This is a genomic window from Picosynechococcus sp. PCC 7002, assembly GCF_963860125.1.
Lineage (GTDB): Bacteria > Cyanobacteriota > Cyanobacteriia > Cyanobacteriales > MRBY01 > MRBY01.
The window spans coordinates 2,052,953-2,076,050 of sequence record NZ_CAWLFA010000001.1 but is presented as its reverse complement, the minus strand read 5'-3'; the positions used below and the strand labels follow the sequence as shown (position 1 = coordinate 2,076,050).

The 23,098-nt window shown below is 49.9% G+C and carries 22 protein-coding genes and 1 tRNA gene; 13 read left to right on the top strand and 10 right to left on the bottom strand.

What is annotated here, in order from left to right; translation table 11 throughout:
• The first annotated feature begins 23 nt into the window (after positions 1–23).
• Positions 24–758 carry a polysaccharide deacetylase family protein gene (locus tag AACQ84_RS10115; protein WP_012307603.1) on the top strand — a complete coding sequence of 245 codons (735 nt, stop codon included), beginning with the start codon at positions 24–26 and terminating at the stop codon, positions 756–758.
• A gap of 4 nt (positions 759–762) precedes the next feature.
• Here AACQ84_RS10115 and AACQ84_RS10110 read toward each other — a convergent pair whose 3' ends face one another.
• Positions 763–1,164: a winged helix-turn-helix transcriptional regulator gene (locus AACQ84_RS10110; RefSeq protein WP_030007861.1), complete on the bottom strand. Its 402-nt coding sequence runs from the start codon at positions 1,162–1,164 to the stop codon at positions 763–765.
• 165 nt (positions 1,165–1,329) lie between these two features.
• On the opposite strand from AACQ84_RS10110, the gene acsF reads away from it, so the two are divergent.
• The 4 genes from acsF (at position 1,330) to AACQ84_RS10090 (ending at position 5,661) form a co-directional block, all read left to right on the top strand.
• Complete coding sequence (acsF, locus tag AACQ84_RS10105) at positions 1,330–2,406, top strand: magnesium-protoporphyrin IX monomethyl ester (oxidative) cyclase (protein ID WP_012307601.1); 1,077 nt, start codon at positions 1,330–1,332, stop codon at positions 2,404–2,406.
• A 46-nt stretch (positions 2,407–2,452) separates the two neighbouring features.
• Positions 2,453–3,205: a biliverdin-producing heme oxygenase gene (locus AACQ84_RS10100; RefSeq protein ID WP_012307600.1), complete on the top strand. Its 753-nt coding sequence runs from the start codon at positions 2,453–2,455 to the stop codon at positions 3,203–3,205.
• Between the two features lie 139 nt (positions 3,206–3,344).
• Complete coding sequence (gene hemN, locus AACQ84_RS10095) at positions 3,345–4,742, top strand: oxygen-independent coproporphyrinogen III oxidase (RefSeq protein ID WP_012307599.1); 1,398 nt, start codon at positions 3,345–3,347, stop codon at positions 4,740–4,742.
• 76 nt (positions 4,743–4,818) lie between these two features.
• Positions 4,819–5,661, top strand: a complete 843-nt coding sequence (locus tag AACQ84_RS10090; RefSeq protein ID WP_012307598.1) for an acyl-CoA desaturase — start codon at positions 4,819–4,821, stop codon at positions 5,659–5,661.
• Positions 5,662–5,756: 95 nt separating this feature from the next.
• On the opposite strand, the gene AACQ84_RS10085 is transcribed toward AACQ84_RS10090, so the two are convergent.
• Together AACQ84_RS10085 and AACQ84_RS10080 are read right to left on the bottom strand one after the other, a co-directional pair.
• Positions 5,757–6,281: an FKBP-type peptidyl-prolyl cis-trans isomerase gene (locus AACQ84_RS10085; protein WP_012307596.1), complete on the bottom strand. Its 525-nt coding sequence runs from the start codon at positions 6,279–6,281 to the stop codon at positions 5,757–5,759.
• 60 nt (positions 6,282–6,341) lie between these two features.
• On the bottom strand, positions 6,342–6,665 hold the full coding sequence (locus AACQ84_RS10080) for a phasin family protein (protein ID WP_012307595.1): 324 nt from the start codon (positions 6,663–6,665) through the stop codon (positions 6,342–6,344).
• A gap of 97 nt (positions 6,666–6,762) precedes the next feature.
• On the opposite strand from AACQ84_RS10080, the gene hisB reads away from it, so the two are divergent.
• Positions 6,763–7,371 carry an imidazoleglycerol-phosphate dehydratase HisB gene (gene hisB / locus AACQ84_RS10075; RefSeq protein ID WP_143589461.1) on the top strand — a complete coding sequence of 203 codons (609 nt, stop codon included), beginning with the start codon at positions 6,763–6,765 and terminating at the stop codon, positions 7,369–7,371.
• 139 nt (positions 7,372–7,510) lie between these two features.
• Positions 7,511–8,461, top strand: a complete 951-nt coding sequence (menA, locus tag AACQ84_RS10070; protein ID WP_012307593.1) for a 2-carboxy-1,4-naphthoquinone phytyltransferase — start codon at positions 7,511–7,513, stop codon at positions 8,459–8,461.
• Here the strand turns inward: menA and AACQ84_RS10065 are convergent.
• The 3 genes from AACQ84_RS10065 to AACQ84_RS10055 all read right to left on the bottom strand — a co-directional run bounded on the left by AACQ84_RS10065 (position 8,458) and on the right by AACQ84_RS10055 (position 10,015).
• The gene (locus tag AACQ84_RS10065; RefSeq protein WP_012307592.1) at positions 8,458–8,949 is read right to left on the bottom strand and encodes a YajQ family cyclic di-GMP-binding protein; all 492 of its coding nucleotides are present in this window, start codon (positions 8,947–8,949) and stop codon (positions 8,458–8,460) included. The genes menA and AACQ84_RS10065 overlap by 4 nt on opposite strands.
• 84 nt (positions 8,950–9,033) lie before the next feature.
• Positions 9,034–9,468, bottom strand: a complete 435-nt coding sequence (locus tag AACQ84_RS10060) for an MAPEG family protein (RefSeq protein ID WP_012307591.1) — start codon at positions 9,466–9,468, stop codon at positions 9,034–9,036.
• Between the two features lie 43 nt (positions 9,469–9,511).
• The gene (locus AACQ84_RS10055) at positions 9,512–10,015 is read right to left on the bottom strand and encodes a hypothetical protein (RefSeq protein ID WP_012307590.1); all 504 of its coding nucleotides are present in this window, start codon (positions 10,013–10,015) and stop codon (positions 9,512–9,514) included.
• 144 nt (positions 10,016–10,159) lie between these two features.
• On the opposite strand from AACQ84_RS10055, the gene AACQ84_RS10050 reads away from it, so the two are divergent.
• The 5 genes from AACQ84_RS10050 to AACQ84_RS10030 all read left to right on the top strand — a co-directional run bounded on the left by AACQ84_RS10050 (position 10,160) and on the right by AACQ84_RS10030 (position 17,770).
• Positions 10,160–10,233 (top strand) — tRNA-Val (locus AACQ84_RS10050).
• A 391-nt stretch (positions 10,234–10,624) separates the two neighbouring features.
• Positions 10,625–13,903: an aminotransferase class I/II-fold pyridoxal phosphate-dependent enzyme gene (locus AACQ84_RS10045; protein ID WP_041443562.1), complete on the top strand. Its 3,279-nt coding sequence runs from the start codon at positions 10,625–10,627 to the stop codon at positions 13,901–13,903.
• Positions 13,904–14,710, top strand: coding sequence for an SDR family oxidoreductase (locus tag AACQ84_RS10040; protein WP_012307588.1), 807 nt, complete (start codon positions 13,904–13,906; stop codon positions 14,708–14,710). It begins immediately after the preceding gene.
• A 45-nt stretch (positions 14,711–14,755) separates the two neighbouring features.
• Positions 14,756–16,534 carry a fatty acyl-AMP ligase gene (locus tag AACQ84_RS10035; RefSeq protein ID WP_012307587.1) on the top strand — a complete coding sequence of 593 codons (1,779 nt, stop codon included), beginning with the start codon at positions 14,756–14,758 and terminating at the stop codon, positions 16,532–16,534.
• Between the two features lie 9 nt (positions 16,535–16,543).
• A complete protein-coding gene (locus AACQ84_RS10030) occupies positions 16,544–17,770 on the top strand; it encodes a glycosyltransferase (protein ID WP_012307586.1) in 1,227 nt (408 codons plus the stop codon).
• On the opposite strand, the gene AACQ84_RS10025 is transcribed toward AACQ84_RS10030, so the two are convergent.
• Positions 17,759–19,096 carry a lipopolysaccharide biosynthesis protein gene (locus tag AACQ84_RS10025; protein ID WP_012307585.1) on the bottom strand — a complete coding sequence of 446 codons (1,338 nt, stop codon included), beginning with the start codon at positions 19,094–19,096 and terminating at the stop codon, positions 17,759–17,761. The genes AACQ84_RS10030 and AACQ84_RS10025 overlap by 12 nt on opposite strands.
• Before the next feature lie 179 nt (positions 19,097–19,275).
• On the opposite strand from AACQ84_RS10025, the gene AACQ84_RS10020 reads away from it, so the two are divergent.
• The gene (locus AACQ84_RS10020; RefSeq protein ID WP_012307584.1) at positions 19,276–19,797 is read left to right on the top strand and encodes a sterol desaturase family protein; all 522 of its coding nucleotides are present in this window, start codon (positions 19,276–19,278) and stop codon (positions 19,795–19,797) included.
• 131 nt (positions 19,798–19,928) lie between these two features.
• Here the strand turns inward: AACQ84_RS10020 and AACQ84_RS10015 are convergent, their stop codons facing one another.
• The 3 genes from AACQ84_RS10015 to AACQ84_RS10005 form a co-directional block, all read right to left on the bottom strand.
• Entirely contained in the window at positions 19,929–21,533 is a 1,605-nt protein-coding gene (locus tag AACQ84_RS10015) for an NAD(P)H-quinone oxidoreductase subunit 4 (protein ID WP_012307583.1), read from the bottom strand.
• 267 nt (positions 21,534–21,800) lie between these two features.
• Positions 21,801–22,376 (bottom strand): anti-sigma factor family protein, encoded by a 576-nt coding sequence (locus AACQ84_RS10010; RefSeq protein WP_012307581.1) that lies wholly within the window; start codon positions 22,374–22,376, stop codon positions 21,801–21,803.
• 3 nt (positions 22,377–22,379) lie between these two features.
• On the bottom strand, positions 22,380–23,036 hold the full coding sequence (locus AACQ84_RS10005; RefSeq protein WP_012307580.1) for a sigma-70 family RNA polymerase sigma factor: 657 nt from the start codon (positions 23,034–23,036) through the stop codon (positions 22,380–22,382).
• Positions 23,037–23,098 lie beyond the last annotated feature (62 nt).

The window sequence follows — 23,098 nt, the reverse complement described above, 5'->3', positions numbered from 1 at the left end:
ACTTCTTCCCTGCGGTACCCATTGTGAAAGCTGTTCGTTTTGTTCCCCTGCGCCCCAAGGCTTGGCAGAAGGTCATTCGTTTATTTTTCGCCACGGCGATCGCCTTGATCTTAGTGCGAAATGCGTTGCCTTTGATCAGACAGATTAGCTTTTTTGGCCTGTACCAAGTCGCCACCCCAGAGAAAGTTGTTGCTTTGACCTATGATGACGGCCCGGCACCGCCCTATACCGAAGCCATTTTAGAGATTCTCGACGACTACCAAGCGAAGGCCACCTTTTATGTGGTGGGGCAAAATATCGAACTCTATCCAGACACCGTCCGCCAAACCATCGCCGCTGGCCATGAACTGAGCAACCATTCCTACGAGCACAAATACATGGCCTTCCGTTCCTGGGACTACATCACCAACGAAGTGGACAAAACGGATCAACTGCTGCGAAATTTGGGGGTCACGGGCCAGATCGATTTTCGGCCGCCCTGGGGTCGTCGTTTTCTCCTGCTTCCCCTTTATCTCCATCAGCAACAGAAACGCCTCGTGATTTGGGATGTGGATTCTTTTGATTGGGAAATTGAGGCTAGTCCTGTGGACATTGCGGCACGGGTCATTGGGGCTGTACAACCCGGATCGATTGTTTTGATGCACGATGGCGGCGGCGATCGCCAACGCACCGTAGAAGCGACAGATTTGATTTTGAGTCAGTTGACCGAAGCCGGCTATCGCTTTGTGACCGTGGCTGAACTCTTTGAATTGTCCTAAAAAATTAAGCCGATTGCACCGAATCTATTTCCCCCTGCAAAGGACAAACGCAAGTCTCCTGTTCCAACCATTGGGAGCCGACTTGATGGAGGGCGGTCATCACCGGCTGAATTTCCCGTCCCTTTGCTGTTAACGAATATTCCACCCGGGGGGGGATCTCTGCGTAAATGCGCCGTTCCACCAGGCCATGGGCTTCTAGTTCTCGCAGGCGCACCATTAACGTTTTGGTACTGATCCCCGGTAAAGCCTTGAGCAGTTCATTGGTGCGGCGATCGCCTGTAAACAGCTCCCGCAACACTAAAATTGACCATTTATTTCCCAACAAATCCACCACAAATTGGATCGGACATTGGAAATTAACATCATTACAAGGGTTGGGGTCAGTCATTGGCCAAACATACTTCATTGCTAAAACTTTAACATTTCTTCAATGTCCCTGGAATCCTAACAAAGGCAACATTTTTTTACCCCAGGTAACTATAGGCTAGCCGGAGAAACCCTCTTGAAACTTCAGGATAATTCCGAAAAGATGAGTCCCAGAAAGATTTAAAAAACACCTTTTAATCAGCCTATGGTTACGCTCACTGACCAGCCGAGTCCAGAACTTCTCAGACCAGGGGTTAAAAAACCAGTTCAAGAAACCCTCCTAACACCCCGCTTTTACACCACAGATTTCGATAAAATTGCCAACATGGTGCTCTCTTCCCATGAGGAAGAAATTTTGGCTGCCCTCGAAGAATTGCGGGCCGATTATAACCGCAACCATTTCATCCGTGACGAAAGTTTTGAGCAATCTTGGGATCATTTTGATGAAAAAACTCGCAGTATTTTCATTGACTTTTTAGAACGTTCTTGTACTTCTGAGTTTTCTGGCTTTCTTTTATTTAAAGAGCTTTCCCGCCGCCTCCGCGATCGCAGCCCGATTTTGGCCGAAGCTTTTCACCTGCTGGCCCGGGACGAGGCACGCCATGCGGGATTTATCAACAAATCAATGGTGGATTTTGGTCTCTGTTTAGACCTGAAATATCTCACCCAAAAACGAACCTATACTTTCTTTCCGCCGGAGTGGGTAATTTATACCGTTTACCTGTCAGAAAAGATTGGCTATTGGCGTTATATCCTCGTGTATCGCCACCTGGAGAAACACCCAGAACACAATATTTATCCGCTGTTTAAGTATTTTGAAAGCTGGTGCCAGGACGAAAACCGCCACGGAGACTTTTTTAAAGCCCTATTGCGATCGCAAAAATCCCTGTGGAAAACTTGGCAATCTCGCTTGTGGTCGCGCTTTTTCTTGTTAACGGTATTTGTCACCCATTCCCTGACAACCCTGGAACGGTCTGACTTTTACGAGATGATTGGCCTTGATGCCCACCAATACAATCGGGACGTGATTCGCAACACCAACGAAACGTCTCTACGGGCTTTCCCGGAAGTGCTCGACACAAACCATCCGCAGTTTTTCACCCGCCTAGAAGCCTGCGCCGCCGCCAATGAACACCTAAAGGCGATCGCCACCAACGGCAACCCCAAAGTGATTCAGTTTTTCCAAAAAATCCCCTGGATTATCAACATTGTTTGGCATATGGCTTTGATTTTCTTCACCAAGCCTGTGGATGCCGAAGCCCTACGGGCCGAGGTTCACTAAAAATTCCCCTCAGTATTTTTCCGCTTATTTACCCCATGGAGTAGCCATGACGACCCTATCCCAACGCCTCCGCTTTGGTACCCAAACCTCCCATACCCTCTCAGAAAATACAGCTTTTATGAAGTGCTTTTTGAAGGGCATTGTGGAGCGGCAACCCCTCCGGAAATTGATGGCCAATTTGTATGCGGTCTATTACACCCTGGAGACGGCTTTTGAACAGTACAAAGACCACGAAATTCTAGGGGAAATCTATTTCCCGGAGTTGAACCGAGTGCCCCATTTGGAAGAGGATCTTGCCTTTTACTACGGTGAGCATTGGCACAGGCAACTGGAACTACTCCCGGCGGGTAAAGTCTACCAAGCGCGCTTACAAGAACTGGCCGCCACTGATCCACTGCTCCTGATTGCCCATGCCTATGTGCGCTATATGGGAGATCTATCCGGCGGTCAGAGTTTAAAAAATATTATCCGCTCAGCCTTAGCGTTACCCGATGGCCAGGGCACCAGATTTTATGAATTTGACTCCTGGCCGACCCCAGGCGATCGCCGCAATTTTAAGCTGCAATATCGGGATGCGCTGGATCGCTTGAATCTAGACGAAGAAACGATCCAGAAGATGATCAACGAAGCGAATTATGCCTTTGCCCTCAACCGGGATGTGATGCACGAGTTGGAGCCGGACGTAAAGGCGGCCATCGGTGAACATACCTTTGATTTGTTAACTCGCCAAGACCGCCCGGGCAGTACCGAAAATCAGCGCCGCTATCCCGAAGACCAGGCGATCGTGGCGTCTTCTTAGAACCTGTTTTAATCCTCTATTCCTACAAGTTCCCCTGAGCACTTTTGTGATGTGGTTTGAAAGCTTAACGTCGCCCTGAAGTGGAGGTGCCGGGGGATTTTTTTGAAAAATCAACTGCTTTCATTAATCTCTTTTTCCCATGAATTTAGCCTGTCAAAATGTCCGCTTTGATGGACAGCTCCTCCAAAAATATAATCAAGCGGTTCCCCGCTATACCAGTTACCCCCCCGCAACGGAATTAACCCCCGATTTTGATGGGGATCTTTTCCGCCAGGCGATCGCCATGGGGAATTATAAAAAAACGCCCCTTTCCCTCTACTGCCACATTCCTTTTTGTGAAAAGCCCTGCTATTTCTGTGGCTGCAATACGATCATTACCCAGTACAAACCCGCCGCCGCTACCTATCTGGACTACCTGATTCGTCACATTCAACAGGTTGCCCCCCTCGTCCAAGGCGATCGCCTGGTGCAACAACTCCACTGGGGTGGCGGCACACCCAATTATTTAAACTTGGAGCAAGTGACGCGTTTGTGGCAAACCCTCCAGGACAATTTTCAATTTGCGCCCGATGCGGAGATTTCCATCGAGATCAACCCCTGCGAGGTGAGTCGCGAGTATATTTTTGTCTTGCATCAACTGGGTTTTAAGCGGATCAGCTTTGGCATTCAGGATTTTAATCCCCAGGTACAAGCGGCGGTCAATCGCATCCAGCCGGAAGAAAAACTCTTTGAGGTGATGGCCTGGATCCGCGAGGCAGGTTTTGAGAGCGTCAACGTAGATTTAATTTACGGCCTGCCCTACCAAACCCTGGCGACGTTCACGGAAACGGTGGAAAAAACAATCCAACTCAACCCCGACCGGATCGCTGTCTTTAGCTTTGCCTATGTGCCCTGGCTGAAACCTCTGCAAAAACGGATGCCCGAAGCGGCGATGCCCCCCACCGCCGAAAAGCTCGAAATCCTCAAGATGACCATCGCTAATCTGACCTACCACGGTTATGTGTTCATCGGGATGGATCATTTTGCCAAGCCCAACGATGAATTGGCGATCGCCCAACAGGCGGGGGAACTGCACCGGAATTTCCAGGGCTACACCACGAAGCCGGAATCGGATCTTTTGGGATTTGGCATGACATCGATCAGTATGCTCCAGAACGTTTACGCCCAGAACCATAAAAAGCTCAAAGATTTTTATGCTGCCATTGATCAACAAGTTCTTCCCATCGAAAAGGGCGTTCAACTCAGCCAAGATGACCTGATTCGTCGCACTGTGATCATGGAATTGATGTGTCAGTTCCAACTGTCGGCCCCCAACCTCGAAAACAAATATCACCTGGGCTTTGATTTAGACTTTAACGATTATTTCCAAGCCGAATTGAGTGCCCTAAACGATTTGGAAGCCGATGGTCTAATTCATCGTTCTGGAGATGGTTTCCAGGTGACGCCCAGTGGTCGGCTGCTGATCCGCAATATTGCGGCGGTGTTTGATACCTACCTGCAACACAAAACGGAGAAAACCTTCTCCAAGGCGATTTAGCGATCGCCACCAGTTCCCTGGGGGAGGATCAACCCACCGATATTCCCCTTTGTCTTGTTCTATTGTTTGAGAATTCATGACCCAATCTGTGCAACACCCCACCCAAAAACCGACCCTAGACTGGGTTGCCGTGTTCTTTTTTGGCGCGGTTCATCTCCTGGCCCTTGGTTTGGCCCCCTTCTTTTTCTCTTGGTCGGCGATCGCCGTTTGTCTGTTTCTCCACTGGCTCTTTGGCAGTATTGGCATTTGTTTGGGCTACCATCGCCTGTTGAGCCACCGCAGCCTCAAAGTCCCGCAATGGCTGGAATATACCCTGGCGTTTATTGGTGCCCTTGCCCTCCAGGGTGGCCCTATTTTTTGGGTGGCGGGCCACCGGCTGCACCATGCCCACACGGAAGATGAAGTTAAAGACCCCTATTCCGCCAAACGGGGTTTTTGGTGGAGCCATATGCTCTGGATTTTCTACCCCGATCAACAATTTTTTGATGCTGACCAATACAGCCGCTATGCCCAGGATCTCGCGAAACAGCCCTTTTACCGTTGGCTAAACCGCAATTTTCTGTTGCTACAAATTCCTTTGGCGATCGCCCTTTATCTCCTCGGCGGTTGGTCTTGGGTCGTGTATGGGATGCTGGTGCGGGCGGTGTTGCTATGGCATAGCACCTGGTTTATCAACTCTGTCACCCATGTGTGGGGCTACCGCAGTCACGCAAGCGACGATAATTCCCGTAATCTCTGGTGGGCGGCAATTCTCACCTATGGCGAAGGCTGGCATAACAACCACCATGCCTATCCCAGTGTGGCGAAAGCCGGTTGGCGCTGGTGGGAAATCGATGTTACCTGGTGGGCCATCTGGCTCCTACAACGGCTTGGTCTCGCCACGAAAGTCATTTTGCCGCCAGCCGTCGTCACAGAATAAATTTGCGTTTGATCATTACCGCCAATTCAAAAAAATAACCCCCCATTTTCCGTTTGGCATGGGGGATTTTTGTAGCAATATCAATCGTGGTTAGCCTAGCGAATCCCAAGCAATTCCACATCAAAGATCAAAGTGGCATTGGGGGGGATCACACCACCAGCACCACGGGAACCATAGCCCAGTTCCGCGGGAATAATCAGCGTGCGCTTACCACCAGGCTTCATGGTAATGACACCTTCGTCCCAACCTTTAATCACTTGCCCAACACCGATCACAAAAGAAAAGGGTTCATTGCGCTTGACGGAGCTATCGAATACTTTGCCATTGGTGAGTTTGCCGGTGTAATGTACCGTCACCATTTCCCCTTCCATGGGGGACGCTCCTTCGCCAACAACTTCGTCGATGTACTGAAGACCAGATTCGGTCGTTGTTGCTTTCGATAAATCAATATCCATATTTTTGAGTTCCTCGGTGGGATTGGCGGCAATTTGTACCACTGGACTGGTTGAGTTGAGTTCAGCGGCGATCGCCGTTTGGCTGGCCCCATTAAAGACCGCAGACAAGATTAACATAACCCCACAGATCACGATGACCCCAAAACTAAGCCAAATTTCTCGCATGGATGTTCATTCACTCCCAGATTTACAAACAGTGTGCATTGCTTTCCTATCTTACCGGGCCTATCGCCACTGCTTATTTTCCAGTTCGCGCACCTGCCGCTCTAAACGATCAATGCGACCGCGCAGTTCATCCATTTCTGACTGACGAGGCACCCCAAGATCCCGCAAAATATTCCGCACCTGCCGCTCGAAATAAGCCTCTGCATTGCCCTGTTCGAGTTTGAGTTGGTTCATCATGTCATCGAGCATTGTTTTGGCCTGCTCTGGGTTGATCGTCCCTTCTTTTACCCACTGGTCACTGGCTTCTTTGACTTTTTCGGCGACGATCGAGGTGGTCCCAATCCCAATCATCAGCATTTGTTGCAGGAAGTTGTTGTTGTCCATGGTGTAGTCTGTCTCGTCTTCAGTATGGGTTTCCCTAAATGGTTTCAACCTTAAGCTAGAATAGCTTAGCGAATTTGAACCTAGCTATATTCTAATGATGCCTGCTTCTTCTGAGTCCCCCCGGATTGCGACCGTTGCCCGGGTGACGGGTGAAACGAATGTGAAAGTAACGGTCAATCTGGATGGAACTGGCAAGTGTGAGGTGAATACTGGGGTGCCATTCCTCGATCACATGCTGCATCAGCTTTGTTCCCATGGTCTATTGGATCTGCACATCCAGGCCCAAGGGGACTATGAGATTGACGACCACCACACCAACGAGGATGTGGGCATTACCCTGGGGATGGCGATCGCCAAAGCCATTGGTGAGCGCAAAGGGATTCAGCGGTTTGGTCATTTTGTCGCGCCCCTCGACGAGGCCTTAGTACAGGTCGCCTTAGATTTTTCTGGTCGGCCCCACCTCAGCTATGGTTTAGAAATCCCCACGGAACGGGTCGGCACCTACGATACCCAACTGGTGCGGGAATTTTTTGTGGCGATCGTCAACCATGTCCAAATGACGATCCACGTGCGCCAATTAGACGGTATTAATTCCCACCACATCATTGAAGCGACCTTTAAAGCCTTTGCCCGGGCGATGCGCATGGCCCTAGAAATTGACCCCCGTCGGGCGGCAACGATCCCTAGTTCTAAAGGGGTTCTTTAGGCTCTTTCTAAAATTTTTATTCCCAACATTTGCAAGCAGATTTTCACAGCTAAAGTGTATTGGGGCATTGCTTCGCTCCTCCCCCCTTGCGGAAAGGTTAAGGTACACTTTTCTGAAGAATTGGCTCATTTAATCAATAATGCTCACGGAAAACCCACCCACCTCTAGTCCGAAAGCTACCCGTCGTCTTTGGCTTGCGGCGATTAAACCCCCCATTTATACGGTGGCAGTGACCCCTGTGATCGTGACAACGGCAGCGGCCTATGGGGAATTTGGGGTGTTTAACCCGGTGCGGTTTGGGCTTTTCCTAGGGGCGGCAATTTGCTTAATTGCTTGGATGAATCTCAGTAATGATGTGTTCGACGCGGACACGGGCATTGATGTCAATAAAGCGACTTCGGTGGTCAATCTCACGGGCGATCGCCCATTGGTTTTTGGCATTGCCCTCGGTTTTTTGGGTCTGGGAATCACCGGAATTGCCTTAATCAGCTACCTCCAGCAGGATTGGATGGTGTTTAATTTGTTGCTCCTGGCAACGGCGATCGCCTACACCTACCAGGGGCCACCGTTTCGCTTGGGTTATCTCGGTATTGGCGAGTTCGTCTGTTTTCTCGCCTATTGGATTACGGGTCAGGGAGTCTTTTATAGCCAAGCCCAAACCCTCACGCTCAATGCGGTCTGGGCCTCAGCTTGGGTTGCTTTGACCACCAGTATTATTTTGTTTTGCTCCCATTTTCACCAGGCCGAAGATGACCTAGCCGCCGGGAAAAAATCACCCATTGTCCGCCTCGGCACCTACCAAGGGGCGCAGGTATTGACCTACAGCCTGGGAGCCGTTTTAGTTTTGACCTGCCTATTAGTGGCTGTCGGCACCTGGTCACCCTGGATGCTCCTCACGTTTGCCAGTGCCCCCTTTGCCCTGAGTCTGATCAACCATGTCCGCCTGAACCATGACCAACCTGACAAGGTGAGTAACTGCAAATTTTTTGCGGTCAAGTTTCACTTTGCCAGCGGTCTATTGTTGGCGATCGCCTATGTTTTGTCCTATTACAACCTAGAATTTCTCAGTGTTACGGGCTTGGGTTATTAGCGATAGTTCGTAAACTGAATCGGCATCGGGAAATCCAAATCTCGCACCGCCTGCATTACTGCCTGGAGGTCATCTTTTGACTTGCTCGAAATGCGGACAGCATCCCCTTGGATCGAAGCCTGCACCTTTTTAAAATCTGTTTTGACCATCTTGGTTATTTTCTTCGCATCATCCTTAGAAATGCCCTGGCGCAGGGTGATCACTTGGCGCACGCGGCCACCACTGGCGGATTCTGCCTCGCCATAATCAAAAAGTTTCGGTGACAGGTTCCGTTTAACGGCCTTAGTGACCAGGATAGTTTGCACTGCATCGAGGGTAAAATCGCTGGCAGTATTAATTGTGATGGTGTTTTCTCCCAGCTCAATGGTAGTCTTGGTATCCTTGAGGTCATAGCGCGTGTTGATGTCCCGGAGAGCTTGATCAATGGTATTGACCACTTCCTGACGATCAAAATCACTCACCACATCAAAGGAATTTGTAGAAGCCATAAAGATACTTAGCTGAATTCAACAGATAAAAATTTCAAGGTTCACATTGGCCTGTAAACGTTGTGCGAGGCCCTGGGGATTTTCCTAGAGGCTCTGGACGGCGATCGCACTCAAGGCAAAAAGCGTAATGTTGGCGATATTCCCCACGGCAAACATCATCGAACGCAACACCGGAATGTTGAGGATATAAAACAACGGGTAGAGGGTTCTCGCCACCAAAAAGGCGATCGCCGCAATCTTTGCCCAGGGAGAATCCACCCCCGTTACCAACGCAGACAAACAAGCAACGCCATAAACCGCCAACGCTTCAAAAGCATTCTGGTGCGCCCAATTGGCCCGCTGCGCATAATCTGGCAATAGATCTACCGTTGCCCTAGGCCGCCGAAACATCTCCAGGCGATCGCTCATTTGACCAGCCAGTTTAACCCGTGCATAGCCCACCACCCCATAGGGTAGATAAACCAGAAATACCGCGCCGATCAACGAATAGATAAGGACAGCAGAAACAGACAGATTCATGGATTAATCCTAAACAACTGGGCAAATGGGTAGCACAAAAAAATTAATCGAAATAGAAGAGGGTGACAAGTTTTCGCTGTTCTTCTGCTTCTTGGCAGGTTTGCAGGAGGGTGTCACTGTCATGGAACGCAAAACAAATGAGCTGTTGGCAGCGGGAGATAATTTCACTATTACACAGGCTGCTGGCTTCTCCCAGAGAAAGTTCATCATTCTCAGGATGCTCTACCAGATGCACGACCTTTTCGAGTTCCACACGGGATTCACGGGGTTGTTTTTCGAGGCTCTGGGGCAGAATTACAGTTAAAAGGCTCGAATCAGCCCGCATTACACCCTTAATCGCCGCTGAATTTGTCCCCGTTGCGCCGGAGGTGATAATTCGATTTCCCCCTAGGGCTAGGGCATAGCTCATCATTTCGATCAGGTGCTGGTGGGTAATCGGGACATGCCGAGAACCGAGAAGAGCAATGCGCTTAGAGCCAGTTTGTTGAATGGCAGCTAGCTCCTGTGCCAGGGTGTCAAGGGTCGGAATATCTAAAGATTGACTCAAAGATCGTAAGGGGACTCGATAGCCTGAATAATCGATGCTATTTTAATCAAACATCCCTGATAAAGCAATCCTTCTGTTTTTCTTTGCCGAGATGCTTGCATATTCTTAAATGCTAATGCTACATTTATATACTGTTTGCAACCCGGACGTATAGCTCAGTTGGTTAGAGTACATCGTTGACATCGATGGGGTCACTGGTTCGAATCCAGTTACGTCCATACCCAAGAAATAACCCCTAGCCGTTTCCCGGCTGGATGATGGTGAATTCGAGTCGGAAAATGCCCTGTCTCGTTTTTCTAGCCCATTAGCGCTATGATTTTACGGCACCTAGGGGGCGATCGCCGATCGCCTATGGTCTTTTCCAGTGATTGAGCCGCTGTCTGGCCGATACTGAATTCAACCGGGGGATCTACTATGCCCATTGACTTGAGGTTGTGAAAATGGGACTGGTAATTCTCATTCTCAATGCTCTAAATACTGGGGCAAAAATACCGGGATTGACAACATTAGGCTATATTTCTGCATAACAAAATTAGAAAACTCCTTTATTATTCCTTAAGGTCAGGCTCCACAACTGTTGCGTCCCCTTAGCTTTTGATTTACTGCTTTATGACGTTTCTCCAGCATTCTATCCAGGCACAAGCATCGTTGCTCGATATCCTCAATGAGCGGGCACGCAGCCAACCCAATGCCCAAGCCTATGTTTTTTTAGAAAATGGAGAAACTGAATCTGGTCACCTCACTTACCAAGAATTAGCGACCCAGGCGAAGGCGATCGCCTCCCATCTGACCCCCTGGCGTGGGGAACGGGCATTGTTACTGTATCCGTCTGGATTGGCGTTTATCACAGCATTTTTGGGGTGTCTTTATGCCGGGGTGATTGCGGTGCCTGTCTATCCGCCGAAGCGCAACCAAAAGTTATCGCGCCTGTTGGCGATCGCCGATAATGCCCAGGCCGAACTTGCCCTAACCACCGAGGCTTTGTTAGGAGATATTCAACAAAGATTTGCCCAAGCAGAGCAGTTTCAGGATTTAACCTTTTTGGCGACGGATACTTTAAAACAAGCTCCCCAAGGCTTCAAGCCCCAGACAATTCAGGGGGATGATCTAGCATTTCTGCAATACACTTCTGGCTCTACGGGGACACCCAAGGGCGTGATGGTTTCCCACCGGAATATCCTCCACAACCAGCGACTGATTCAAACCGCCTTTGGCCATAGTGAAAAGAGTATCGGGGTCGGTTGGCTGCCCCTTTTCCATGATATGGGTCTCATTGGCCATGTACTCCAGCCGCTTTACGTGGGCTTTCCCAGTATTTTGATGCCTCCGGTGGCGTTTTTGACAAATCCCCGCCGCTGGCTCCAGGCGATCGCCAAATATCGGGCTACGACCAGCGGTGGGCCAAATTTTGCCTATGATCTGTGTGTTGATCGCCTGACGGACAGTGATCTAGCCGATCTAGATTTAAGCAGTTGGAATCTTGCCTACAGTGGTGCGGAACCAGTGCGGGCGGCGACCCTCGAAAAATTCAATCAAAAATTTGCCCCCTGTGGTTTCCGGCCAGAGGCCTTTTATCCCTGCTATGGCATGGCGGAGGCGACCCTATTCATTACGGGGGGTGATAAGCAACAAGCCCCGATCACCACCAGTTCGTCCGAAGAGTCAGACAATTTATTTGTTAGTTGTGGCCAACCCTACCATGACACCCAGGTGGCGATCGTCGATCCGGAGTCTTTTGCCCCTTGTCCTGAAGGGACGACTGGGGAAGTGTGGGTGCGGGGGGACAGTGTCGCCCGGGGTTATTGGAATGCCCCCATTGCCACCCAGGAAACCTTTACGGCAACTCTCAATCACCATCAAAAATCTTTCCTGCGCACTGGTGATCTTGGTTTTATCGCCGCAGGAGAACTGTTCATTACCGGTCGCCTTAAGGATTTAATTATCGTCCGAGGAAAAAATCACTATCCCCACGACATCGAGCTTACGGCTCAACAGTCTCACCCAGCTCTCCGGGAAAATTGCGGGGCGGCCTTCACGGTAGAAATTGACGGTACAGAACGCCTAATGCTGGTGCAAGAGGTAAAACGAACCTTTCTCCGAAATCTGGATGTCGAGGCGATCGCCCAAAAAATCCGTCAAACGATCGCGGCAAACCATGAACTACAAACCTATGGCATCATCCTGATTAAAACCGGTAGTATCCCGAAAACGTCCAGCGGTAAAATCCAACGACACCGTTGCCGTCAGGCGTTTCTGGCCGATGAGTTGATGGTTGTGGGCCGCAGCGTCCTGGGTGAAGTAGATCATGCTTCCGCCCAAAGTTTTAATCCTCCCCAGAAACAACAACCCTCCCAGCCGACCACTGACTTAATTAAACCCCTCCGCGAACAATTGGCCCAAGCCCTCTCGTTGCCCCTTGATACCATCCAAGACGATCAGCCCATCGCCGCTTTGGGCCTAGATTCCGTGCAAGTTGTTGAAATCAAGCATTACATCGAGCAAAAATTCGACTTAATAGTGCCCCTTGAAAAATTTTTTGAGGATCTTACCGTTGCCCAACTCGCCCAAGATATCCTGACTCTAGCTAATCTCCCCCAAGAATCCCAACATCACCAAAACGGACATCTCCCCCAAGCGACTCAGCTAGAAGCAGAGGGCATCGATCTCGACCAACGGTTGCGCCTCGCTTATAAACCAAGCCGCAATGTCCTCGATAAAGCCAGGGAGTTTAACCTGCCGGATCAATTGCGAGCTAATGATCTACTGCCCTATTTCCGTGCCCTTGAACGCAATGAAGGGGCCACCTGTATTTTTGAAGGGCGACAACTAATTATGTTGGGCTCCAATAATTATCTGGGGCTGACTGCCGATGTCCGAGTACGAGAAGCCACTGCCAAGGCCGCTCTAGAAGAAGGGCCGAGTTTAACGGGATCACGATTGCTCAATGGTTCGACCCGCCAACACCGAGAATTTGAGCGAAAACTTGCCGCCTTCGTCGGTCATGAGGATGCTCTAGTCTTTACCACGGGATATCAAGCGAATTTAGGCTTTATTTCCGCCTTAATGAACGAAAATACAACGATGATCCTCGACAGTGAGGCCCATGCTTGCATTTACGATGGGGCGTTTATGAGTCGCTGCCGGGTAGTTCAATACCAGCACAATGACCTGCAAGATTTAGAACAAAAATTGATCCAGGTGACGCCAGAGTCCGCAACAATGGTCACGATTGATGGTCTGTATTCAATGACGGGGGATATTGCGCCCCTACCAGAAATTCGGCAATTATGCGATCGCCATGGGGCTACCCTCGCAGTAGATGATGCCCATGCTCTGGGTGTTTTGGGAAAAACGGGCCGGGGGACGGAGGAGCATTTCGGGATGATCGACAGCAGTGATATTCTTTGTGGCACTTTTTCCAAGAGTTTGGCTTCCATTGGCGGTTGGGTCGCCGCCGAAGCAAAGGTGATTGATTGGATTCGTTTTAACGGGCGGTCTATGTTATTTTCTGCTTCTATTCCGCCTACTTCCCTGGCTGCGGCTGCCACGGCCTTGGATATTTTGATCGCCGAGCCCTGGCGGGTACAAAAGCTCCACGAAAATGCCCAATATTGGCAACGGGGGTTACAGTCCCTTGGCTTTACGGTCGGTACCGCCCAAACGCCGATTATTACGGTACACATTGGCGATGATTTTAAATGTATGCAGTTCTGTAAGGCCCTACTAGAGGCAGGAGTTTATGTGAATGCAGCGGTGTATCCGGCGGTGCCTCGTAATAAAGCCGCCCTCCGGACCAGTGTGATGGCGACCCACACCCAGGAACATTTAGACAAAGCCCTCGCAATTTTTGCGGAAGTCGGTCAGCAATTTCTGGCTGGGGCTGAATAGATGCGACACGCAATTATTACGGGGGGATCGAGTGGGATTGGTTTGGCGATCGCCTGTCAATTAGCTCAACAGGGGAATGTCAATCTTTCAATCATTGCCCGCAGTCCCACTAAGCTCCAGGTAGCGCAAACTCAGATTCAAGAAGCTTTTGCCGATGCCCAGCAGCAATGTTTAACCCTCACGGCGGATGTGGCCCAACGGTTGGAAATTGAACAGGCGATCGCCACAGCCATAGAAAAATTTGGAGCGCCGGATTTATTAATCACCTCAGCGGGAATAGCCCACCCTGGTTATTTTCAGGAACTGCCCCTCGAAATTTTTGAACAAACCATGGCGGTAAATTATTTCGGCACGCTGTATGCAATTCGTGCCGCTCTCCCAGCAATGCAGACCCAAAACCAGGGCCAAATTGTGATGATTTCCTCTGGAGCGGGTCTAGTGGGTTTGTTTGGCTATACTCCCTACAGTCCGAGTAAATTTGCCCTGCGGGGTCTGGCGGAATCCCTCCGGGGAGAATTAAAGTCCCAGGGGATTCAGGTGGCGATCACCTATCCGCCCGATACCGATACCCCCCAACTGGCCGCCGAAAATTTGACAAAACCGCCGGAAACCAAGTTAATTACAGAGACCGCCCAAATGTGGACAGCAGAACGGGTTGCCGCCACCATTCTCCGGGGTATTCAGCGACAACAATTCGTTATTACCCCTGGCTTGGAAATGCAACTGCTCTATCGCCTCCATAGCCTGCTGGCCCCCGTCCTGCAATGGTATTTTGATCGACTGGTGGCCCGCGCCCGCCAACACTAAATCTTTATCCTTTTCCTTTACCCTGACCCCATGGGATCGCCCACCATGACCCATTCTGCGAAAACCATTGTTGATCTGCTTCGTCACCGCGCTGACAGCACCCCCGACCGCACCGCCTATCACTTTATTTCAGGCGAAGATAACCTCACAACCCTGACCTATGCCCAACTAGAGCACCAGGTAAAGGCGATCGCCGCCCATTTGCAAACCTTTATCGAACCAGGCGATCGCATTTTGTTAGTGTTCCCCTACTCGGCGGGCCTCGAATTCGTCGCTAGTTTTTACGCTTGTCTCTACGCCGGGGCGATCGCCGTCACCATTAACCCCAGTCGCAGTGATGACGCCCTCGAAAAGCTTATGGAAAGGGTAGAAGATTGTCAGGCCAAGGGAATCCTCACAACCCGCGCCCTCATTGACTATTTCCAAAAGAAACTCACTAAAGCCCCCCGCCAGGCCGCTGGTCTTGTGCGCAAATTTAGCCAAGTCAAAGTAATTGCGATGGATGAAATTCCCGCAGATCTCGCAGCAGACTGGCAAGCCCCCAAGATTACCGACGACACCCTCGCCTTTTTGCAATACACCTCCGGCTCCACAGGGAAACCCAAAGGCGTGATGGTCACCCATGGTAATGTGCTCCATAACTCCGCCGTGATTTACAAATCCTTTAGCCACAGTCCCGAAACCCGGATGGCCAGTTGGCTCCCCATGTTTCACGATATGGGCTTGATTGGCGGCGTCCTCCAGCCTTTTTATGGCAACTTTGAGGCCTTTCTGATGTCTCCCATCGAGCTAGTACAAAAGCCCGTCCGGTGGCTAGAGATCATCTCCCAGCACCGCATCACCACCAGTGGTGGCCCGAACTTTGCCTATGATCTGGTTGCTCGCCAAGTCACCCCAGAACAACTCAAAACCCTCGATCTCAACTCTTGGGATGTGGCCTATAGTGGCGCTGAAACTGTCCGGGCTAGTACCCTAGAAAAATTCACCCAGACCTTCGCCCCCTGTGGGTTTCGTCGCGAAGCCTTTTATCCTTGCTATGGCATGGCCGAAGCGACTCTGTTCATCAGTGGTGGCTCCAAGGAAAAAGCGCCAGTGGTGCAATATATGGCCCCCGAAGCCCTCGAACAAAATCAAGCGATCATCAGTACCGATGGCAGTCGGGGTATTGTTAGTTGTGGCTGGACATGGCTTGACGATGAAGTAATTATCGTTGACCCGGAAACCAAAACCAAGCTTCCCGAAGGCCAAGTGGGCGAAATTTGGGCCGCAGGCAAAGGCATTGGTAAAGGCTACTGGGAGCAGCCAGAAATCACAAAAGAAACCTTCCAAGCCTATGTGGATAACCAAGGCCCCTATCTCCGCACAGGGGATCTCGGCTTTTTAAAAGATGGTGAACTCTTTATTACCGGACGTACGAAGGACGTAATGATTCTTTGGGGCCGCTACCGTTATCCCCAGGACATTGAACTGACTGTGGAGCAATGTCACCCGGCTCTGCGTCCCTGTGCGGGTGCGGCTTTTTCCGTTGAGGCCGCCGATGAAGAACGACTGGTGGTGGTTCAAGAATTGGAACGGAGCTATGTCCGTAAATTTGATCTAGAGGAAATTGTTGGGGCAGTTCGCCAGGCTGTGTACGAGGAACATACGGTGGAAGTTTACGGTATTGTCCTCTTGCGAACGGGCAATATCCCCAAGACCTCCAGCGGTAAGATTCAACGGCAAGCCTGTCGTCAGCAATATCTGGCGGGTACCCTCAACGGTTTGGGGGAATGGCAGTTGGCGATCGCCGATAGTGATGTCACGGCCCTGGCCAATAGCCTCTAAAGGGTGGCGATGAAAATTGCGATTATTTCGAGTACCTTTTTGCCTTCCCACGATGGGGTGAGCATCACGCTATTTGAACGTTTAAAATTCCTATCTGCCCAGGGACATCAGGTGCTCTGTTTTGTTTCCAGTTACCAGGAAGTCGCCGCTATTTATCCCCGTTGGGCTGATTATGTGGGCGATTTGTTTGCAAATATCGCAATTGTGCCATTGCCCAGTGTGGCCTGGTTGGGGATTCCCCAGGAACGCAATCCCAAGCGGAGTAGTTTAAGGCGCATCGAAACAGAATTAGCACAATTCCAGCCAGATTTGATTCAAGTCGAAGAACCAGAACGGCTTTGGACGACGCTTTTCGCCTTACCGGGGTTGGATTATGCCCAAGCGCGAAATATTCCCTATATCGGCTGTTACCGGACGAATTTTGTCGATTATCTCCAGGACTATGCCCCGGCTTGGTTAATTGGGCCAGCGAAATGGGCCGCTTTAGCCCTAACCCGTCGGCTCTATGGCAAATGTTCTGTCACCCTGGTGGGCAGTCATTTTATTGAACAGCGCCTAAAGCAATGGCAACTAGAAAATGTGGTTTATATGCCCGTGATTGGCCCGCCGAAAATTGCGAATCCCCAAGCCCTAAAACAGACTAATTTTTTTCAGCAGCATTATGGCTTACCAGACCTAGATCAGCAGGTCAAAATTCTTTTTTTGGGGCGACTGTCTCCCGATAAAAATTGGGCTTTTATTCTGAAGCATTTACCAGAACTTGGTCGAGCAAACATTACTGAAAACTTTACGCTGCTAGTAGCAGGCCGGGGAGAATTGGCAGAGGCGATCGCCGAAAGTAAATTTGCCCAAACCTTACCGACAGTGATTCTGGGCGAGGTGCCCCACGAGCAGGTGCCAGCCCTCTTAGCGAATGTGGATCTTCATGTGACTGCTTCCCTTAAAGAAACCTTTGGCCGCACAGTGCAAGAATCCCTCTATGTGGGGACGCCCGTTTTAGCCCCGGACTGTGACTGGGCGCGGAATCTGATTGAGCCTGGGGTCAATGGTTGTTTGTTTCAACCTGAAGACGGAAAAGATTTTATCCAGCAGCTAGCTCAGTTGATCGACTCTAAAGGCGATCGCCAACGGCTGCAAAACAATATCCAAAAGCAAAACCAAAATCGAGAGGTGCAACTTGATCCCAGTGAACAATGGGTTCGTTATTTAGAAACCCAAATCCGATCAACGGGTTAAATATTCCGGCGTTGGTGTCGAACGTCGTTGCACTTCCCGCCACGTACAGAATAAATTCAGTGAAAACCCAACACCATTGGCAATGAGAGTCGCCATGCCCGCCCCCAAAGCTCCGTAATAGTAAGCCAAAACCACCAGTAACGGCAGATAGAAAAGAAGAATGGCGGTGGCATTATTTCGCAGTGAGATATGGGGCATTTCCATCGCAAACAGGGCTGGTTCAAGCAGATAGTTCCCCATCATCAAAATACCGCCGATAATCAACAAAACTAAGGTGCCATAGGCCGCCGTAAACTCTTCTCCCATCGCGTAGTAGAGTAACCCTTTGCCCCCCAACAAAATGGCAATCAGCAAAATAAAACCAATCCCCTGGAGCACCCGTCCTAGTTTCCACAGCAGCTTTTGAAATTTGCGCCAGCGTCCTTGGGCACTCAAATGGGCCAATTCAGGATAAACCGACTGGGTAAAAATTAAAGCGAGTTCTCGAAACGGGGTCGAAAATTCATAGCCAGCCCGAAATAACGCCACAGCACTGGGGGTCGCCACCGCGCCGACAATCAACGGACTCAGGGTGATCGCCAGCGGTAAAGAAGAATTCAGATTAGAAACAAAGCAAAATTTTAGAACACGGCGATCGCCAAACAAAAAATCCGGCAAAGACCAATCCAAACGACGCAAAATTTGCTTTTTATGGGCTTGCCACAAACCCAAAGCCAACAGCGAAAGACCATTAAGTGCCTCCCCACACAACCAAGCCAGAAGATAGCCCATCAAAGGAGCATCGAGCCAGAGGGCAATGAGAGTGCCCACAAGACGCGTAAGCGGTGGCACCAATTGTTGGGCCGCGAGTAGATCAAAGCGATCATCGAGTCGCAGTAAACCAATAGGGGTTGAGCCAAGGGTACAAAGCATTAAAATACTGGCCTGCTGCACAGCATGGATCGTCTGCGGCTCCCATCCCACGATTGGCCCGACCCACGGCGCCGCCGCAACAGCAACTAGATACCCCCCCAAAGAACCCAGAAGATCCAGGCCAGTGGTTAATTTAAATAACTCGCATAAACCCTTAGAATCCTTGTTCTTTACATAATCAGCGCCATAACGAATTAACGCTTGCCATGACTGAAAAGTCGTCAAGCCAATCAAAAGCTCAATGTAGGCCCGGAGTAAAATTAACCTCCCAAAAGTCTCAACCCCAAGGGCATGGGCCGTGAGACTGAGATAACAGAAGTTGATGATCGCCGTCAGGATTTGACCACAGAGCAACCAACTGAAATTTTTTAAAATTTTGCGGAGAATGCGGTCTGCCCAAAAAAATTTAGCCATTGATTCGTGACGGAAAAAAAATTACGGCCTTCACTGTTGAGACCCAAAGGTTTGCCGGGACAACTATAATACAAAAGTTCACAAATGTTTCCTGGCCCAATCATGGCGAACCGCAAGGGTTGTAGCCAACATAGCCTGTTTACTCTATTGAAGTTTTGCGTGAACTGCAAGTGTGACCTATGGAAATTTTGTTGCCTTTACTCATCTTCAGCCTGGCCTTTATCTTCGGTAGTTTTCTGGAATATTGGATTCACCGAATTTTCCATGTTTCCCCCAAGCATCCCCTGAAGCGAATTTTTCCTAAACTGGGCCAAGGCCATGCCCAACATCATGTTGGCGGTACTGGCCAGGGTTTTCTTTGGGAGTTTCGCAACTATGTTTTCGGGATTAATGTTGTGATGTTGCCTTTTTTTCTCCATTCTCTGACCCTGGGAATCAGTTGGTTTCTGGGCTGTTTTATCTACGCGGCCTTTGCTGCCTTCGCCCACCAATTGCAACATGACAACCCGATTAAATGTTTTTGGCTACCGATGCCCGTCCATTACGTTCACCATAAATACAATCAGTGGCACCATAATTTTGGGATCGGTGTTGATTGGTGGGATCGGCTTTTTGGCACCTATCGTCCGATGCCCGCTTGGCTCACAGAAAAGGAACAGCGCACGGCAGACCAGAAATTTTGGCAGATTAAATGGCTCTAGAGAATATGTAGTCTGAGCAGCATTTATTCGGACAAAAAATGGGCTACTTAGAGCCCATCCGTTTCAGATTATTTTCCTAAATTTATGGTGCTAACCCAAGGAGCTTATCAATGGAAAGCATCCAATAATTGCTAAAAACGAGGAGCAATCAGGGCCGGCATTTGCGAGCTTAAACCCATTTGCGCTTGGCGATCGCCATTTTGGGGGAGTTGCTCTGCATACAACGGTAAAGCGGCCCGTACCTTCGAGGCGACCTCAACGGTTTTGAGATCATAGGTAGTCGTTGCCAGTTTTGGATAAAGGCCGATGGCAATAATCGGGGCCAGCAAACAAACTGCCACAAAGATTTCTCTCGGTTTGGCATCTTCCCCCGCCGCAAGGCTGAGTGGAGCCTGGGAGCCTTTGCCGTAGAATACTTCCCGCAGCATTGAAAGCAGGTAAATGGGCGTTAAAATCACCCCAACCGCCGTTAAGAAAATGGCGATCGCCTTAAAGCCATAGCTATAGGCATCACTATTGCTTAAACCGAGGAAGACAGTCAGTTCACTGACGAAACCACTCATCCCTGGCAGTGCCAAAGACGCCATCGCCGCCGCCGTAAACATCGCAAAGGTTTTGGGCATCAACCGCGCAATACCGCTCATTTCATCCATCATTAAAGTATGGGTGCGTTCATAGGTGACCCCAGACAGGAAGAACAGGGCCGCCGCAATGAAACCATGGGACAACATCTGTAACACGGCACCATTCATTCCCAAATCGGTGAATGAAGCAATCCCAACGAGGACAAAACCCATGTGGGAGATAGAAGACGAAGCCAAACGTCGCTTTAAGTTGGTCTGTCCAAAGGCGGTCAGCGCCCCATAGACAATGTTGACAATCCCTAGAACAATCAGCAGGGGAGCAAAACGAATATGGGCATCCGGCAACATTTCCATGTTTAACCGAATCAAACCATAGCCACCCATTTTTAAGAGCACACCAGCAAGGATCATGGAGACCGGCGCAGACGCTTCACTATGGGCATCCGGTAGCCAAGTGTGGAGCGGGAAAATAGGCAATTTAACGCCAAAGCCAATGAGAAATCCAGCATAGGCCAGTAATTCTAACGCCAGCGGATAATCCTTTAATCCCAGGGCTTGCATATCAAAGGTCACGTCACCGCCATAGAAAGCAAGGGCTAAGGTAGACGCGAGGATGAAAACAGAACCTAGGGCCGTGTAGAGAATAAATTTAGTGGCCGCATAGAGGCGTTTTTTTCCGCCCCAAATGGAAATGAGCAGATACACAGGAACTAGCTCTAATTCCCACATAATGAAGAACAGCAGCAAATCCTGGACGGCAAAAACACCGATTTGCGCACTCAGCATCACGAGGATGAGGCCAGCAAAGAGTTTCGGCTTCTTGGTGACGTTCCAGGCCGCGAGGGTCGCTAAGGTAGTGATCAGGGTCGCCAAAATAATTAAAGGCATTGACAAACCGTCAACGCCTAGGGACCAGTTCAACCCCAATTGGGGAATCCATGCAAAATTTTCAGTGAGTTGAAATTCTGTGCGACCGAGATCGTAGTTTTGCCAAAAAGCAGTGACTAAAAGGGCAAAATCGGTGAGGGCAACGCCTAGGGTATACCAGCGGATGGTTTTACCTTCTTTGTCGGGGATGAGGGGAATGACAAGGGCGGCCAAAAGCGGAAAGGCGATCGCCGTAGTGAGCCACGGGATTTGCAAGCTATCCATAGGACTAGGAAAAAATACTTATTATTGCGTTCGCCTCCGATTATATGAATTTTTGTTACAACCTGCCAAGGGGTTAAAGTAAAAACTTCTTATGGTCATGTTTATTTTTTGTGTTGTCTGTCTATCAGAAGACAGAATCCTGGTTTTGTGATGGAAAAAAGAAAAAAAATAATGCTTTTTTTACATCGAAATTCCCCCCAAACAAAAATCCACGGCGAGACAGCTCACCATGGACGATGTGGGCAAAACTTAACATCAGCCGAAACATTAGGGCGACTCTGTGGTGGCCAGTTTGGGAATTTGTAAAACCGGGCGATTTAGAGCGACCACAAGGGCTTCTTCTCCCTGGGGAGAGGTTTCGACTAGGGCAGCGGTGGGTTGCTGATCGGGGTCATTTTTAGCAAAGCGATCAAAGTTAAGGCGCGGCATCTGACCCATAACCCCAGCCACAAAGAGAGCGGCGATCGCCCCACTGCCCCAGAGGGAAAGGGTGCGTAACTGGGAACGACGCAACCGCGCCAATACCCGTTGACCGAGATATTGGGCCGAAATGCTGGTGGGAATGGGCAGCAACTGTAGCGCTTGTTTGAGTTGCCGTAGCTGTTGATATTGCTGTTTGACCTGGGGGTCAGTATCCAGGAGGTGCTGAATTTCCTTGCGTTCTGCTGGGGTGGCCTCCCCATCAAAATAGGCGCTCAGGCGCTGGAACTGCTCAAAATTGTGGCCCATAGGAGTTTCAGAATCGGTGTGGTGTTGGTGAGAAGTGTGGTTTTTTTTCATTTCTAGGTCACCCCCTCTTCGGCGATCGCCATCGGTTTGCCGCTGAGAAAAGCTTTCATTCATTATCTAGTCCGCCAAATAGGGCTGGAGCATTTCCTGTAACTTGGCCCGGGCCCGGGCGATCCTTGACTTGACGGTGCCGAGAGAAACCCCGGTGATTTCCGCAATTTCTTCGTAGGCGAGCCCTTCAATTTCCCGCAGCACGATTGTTGTGCGAAAGACTTCTGGTAGTTCAGCGATCGCCTCCCGTAAATGTTCGTAAAATTCCTGGGTTGCCAGATCATCATCGGGGCTGGGATCATCAGAGGCTACGTCCCAAGCCACTTCTCCATCCTGGGTCTGAAACGGATTGTCCAACGAGAGGGGACGACGAACCCGTTTACGTTTGCGTAGCTCATCATAGAAGAGGTTTGTAATAATTCGACTCAGCCAACCCTTAAATTTTTGGGGATCATTCAAACGCTGAAGATTGCGATAAACCCGAATCCAAACTTCCTGGGATAAATCGGACCGATCCTGCCAATCCGGAGCGAGGTGGTAGAGGAGTCGATCCACATGGGACTGGTAACGTTTTAATAATTCCACGAAAGCAGCCCGCTCAGGCTTACTACCCGCCTGGCAACGGAGAATTAGATCATAGTTAGAGAGTTTTTCCGGAGACACACCACTTTTGGGAACGACTCCCTGCTGGGAAGGAATGGGGATAGAAAGGGATCGGTTCATGCTCTCTTCACAAAGAACTCATAACGGGACTTCTTCTTGTAAAGACCCTACGGCCCAGAAAA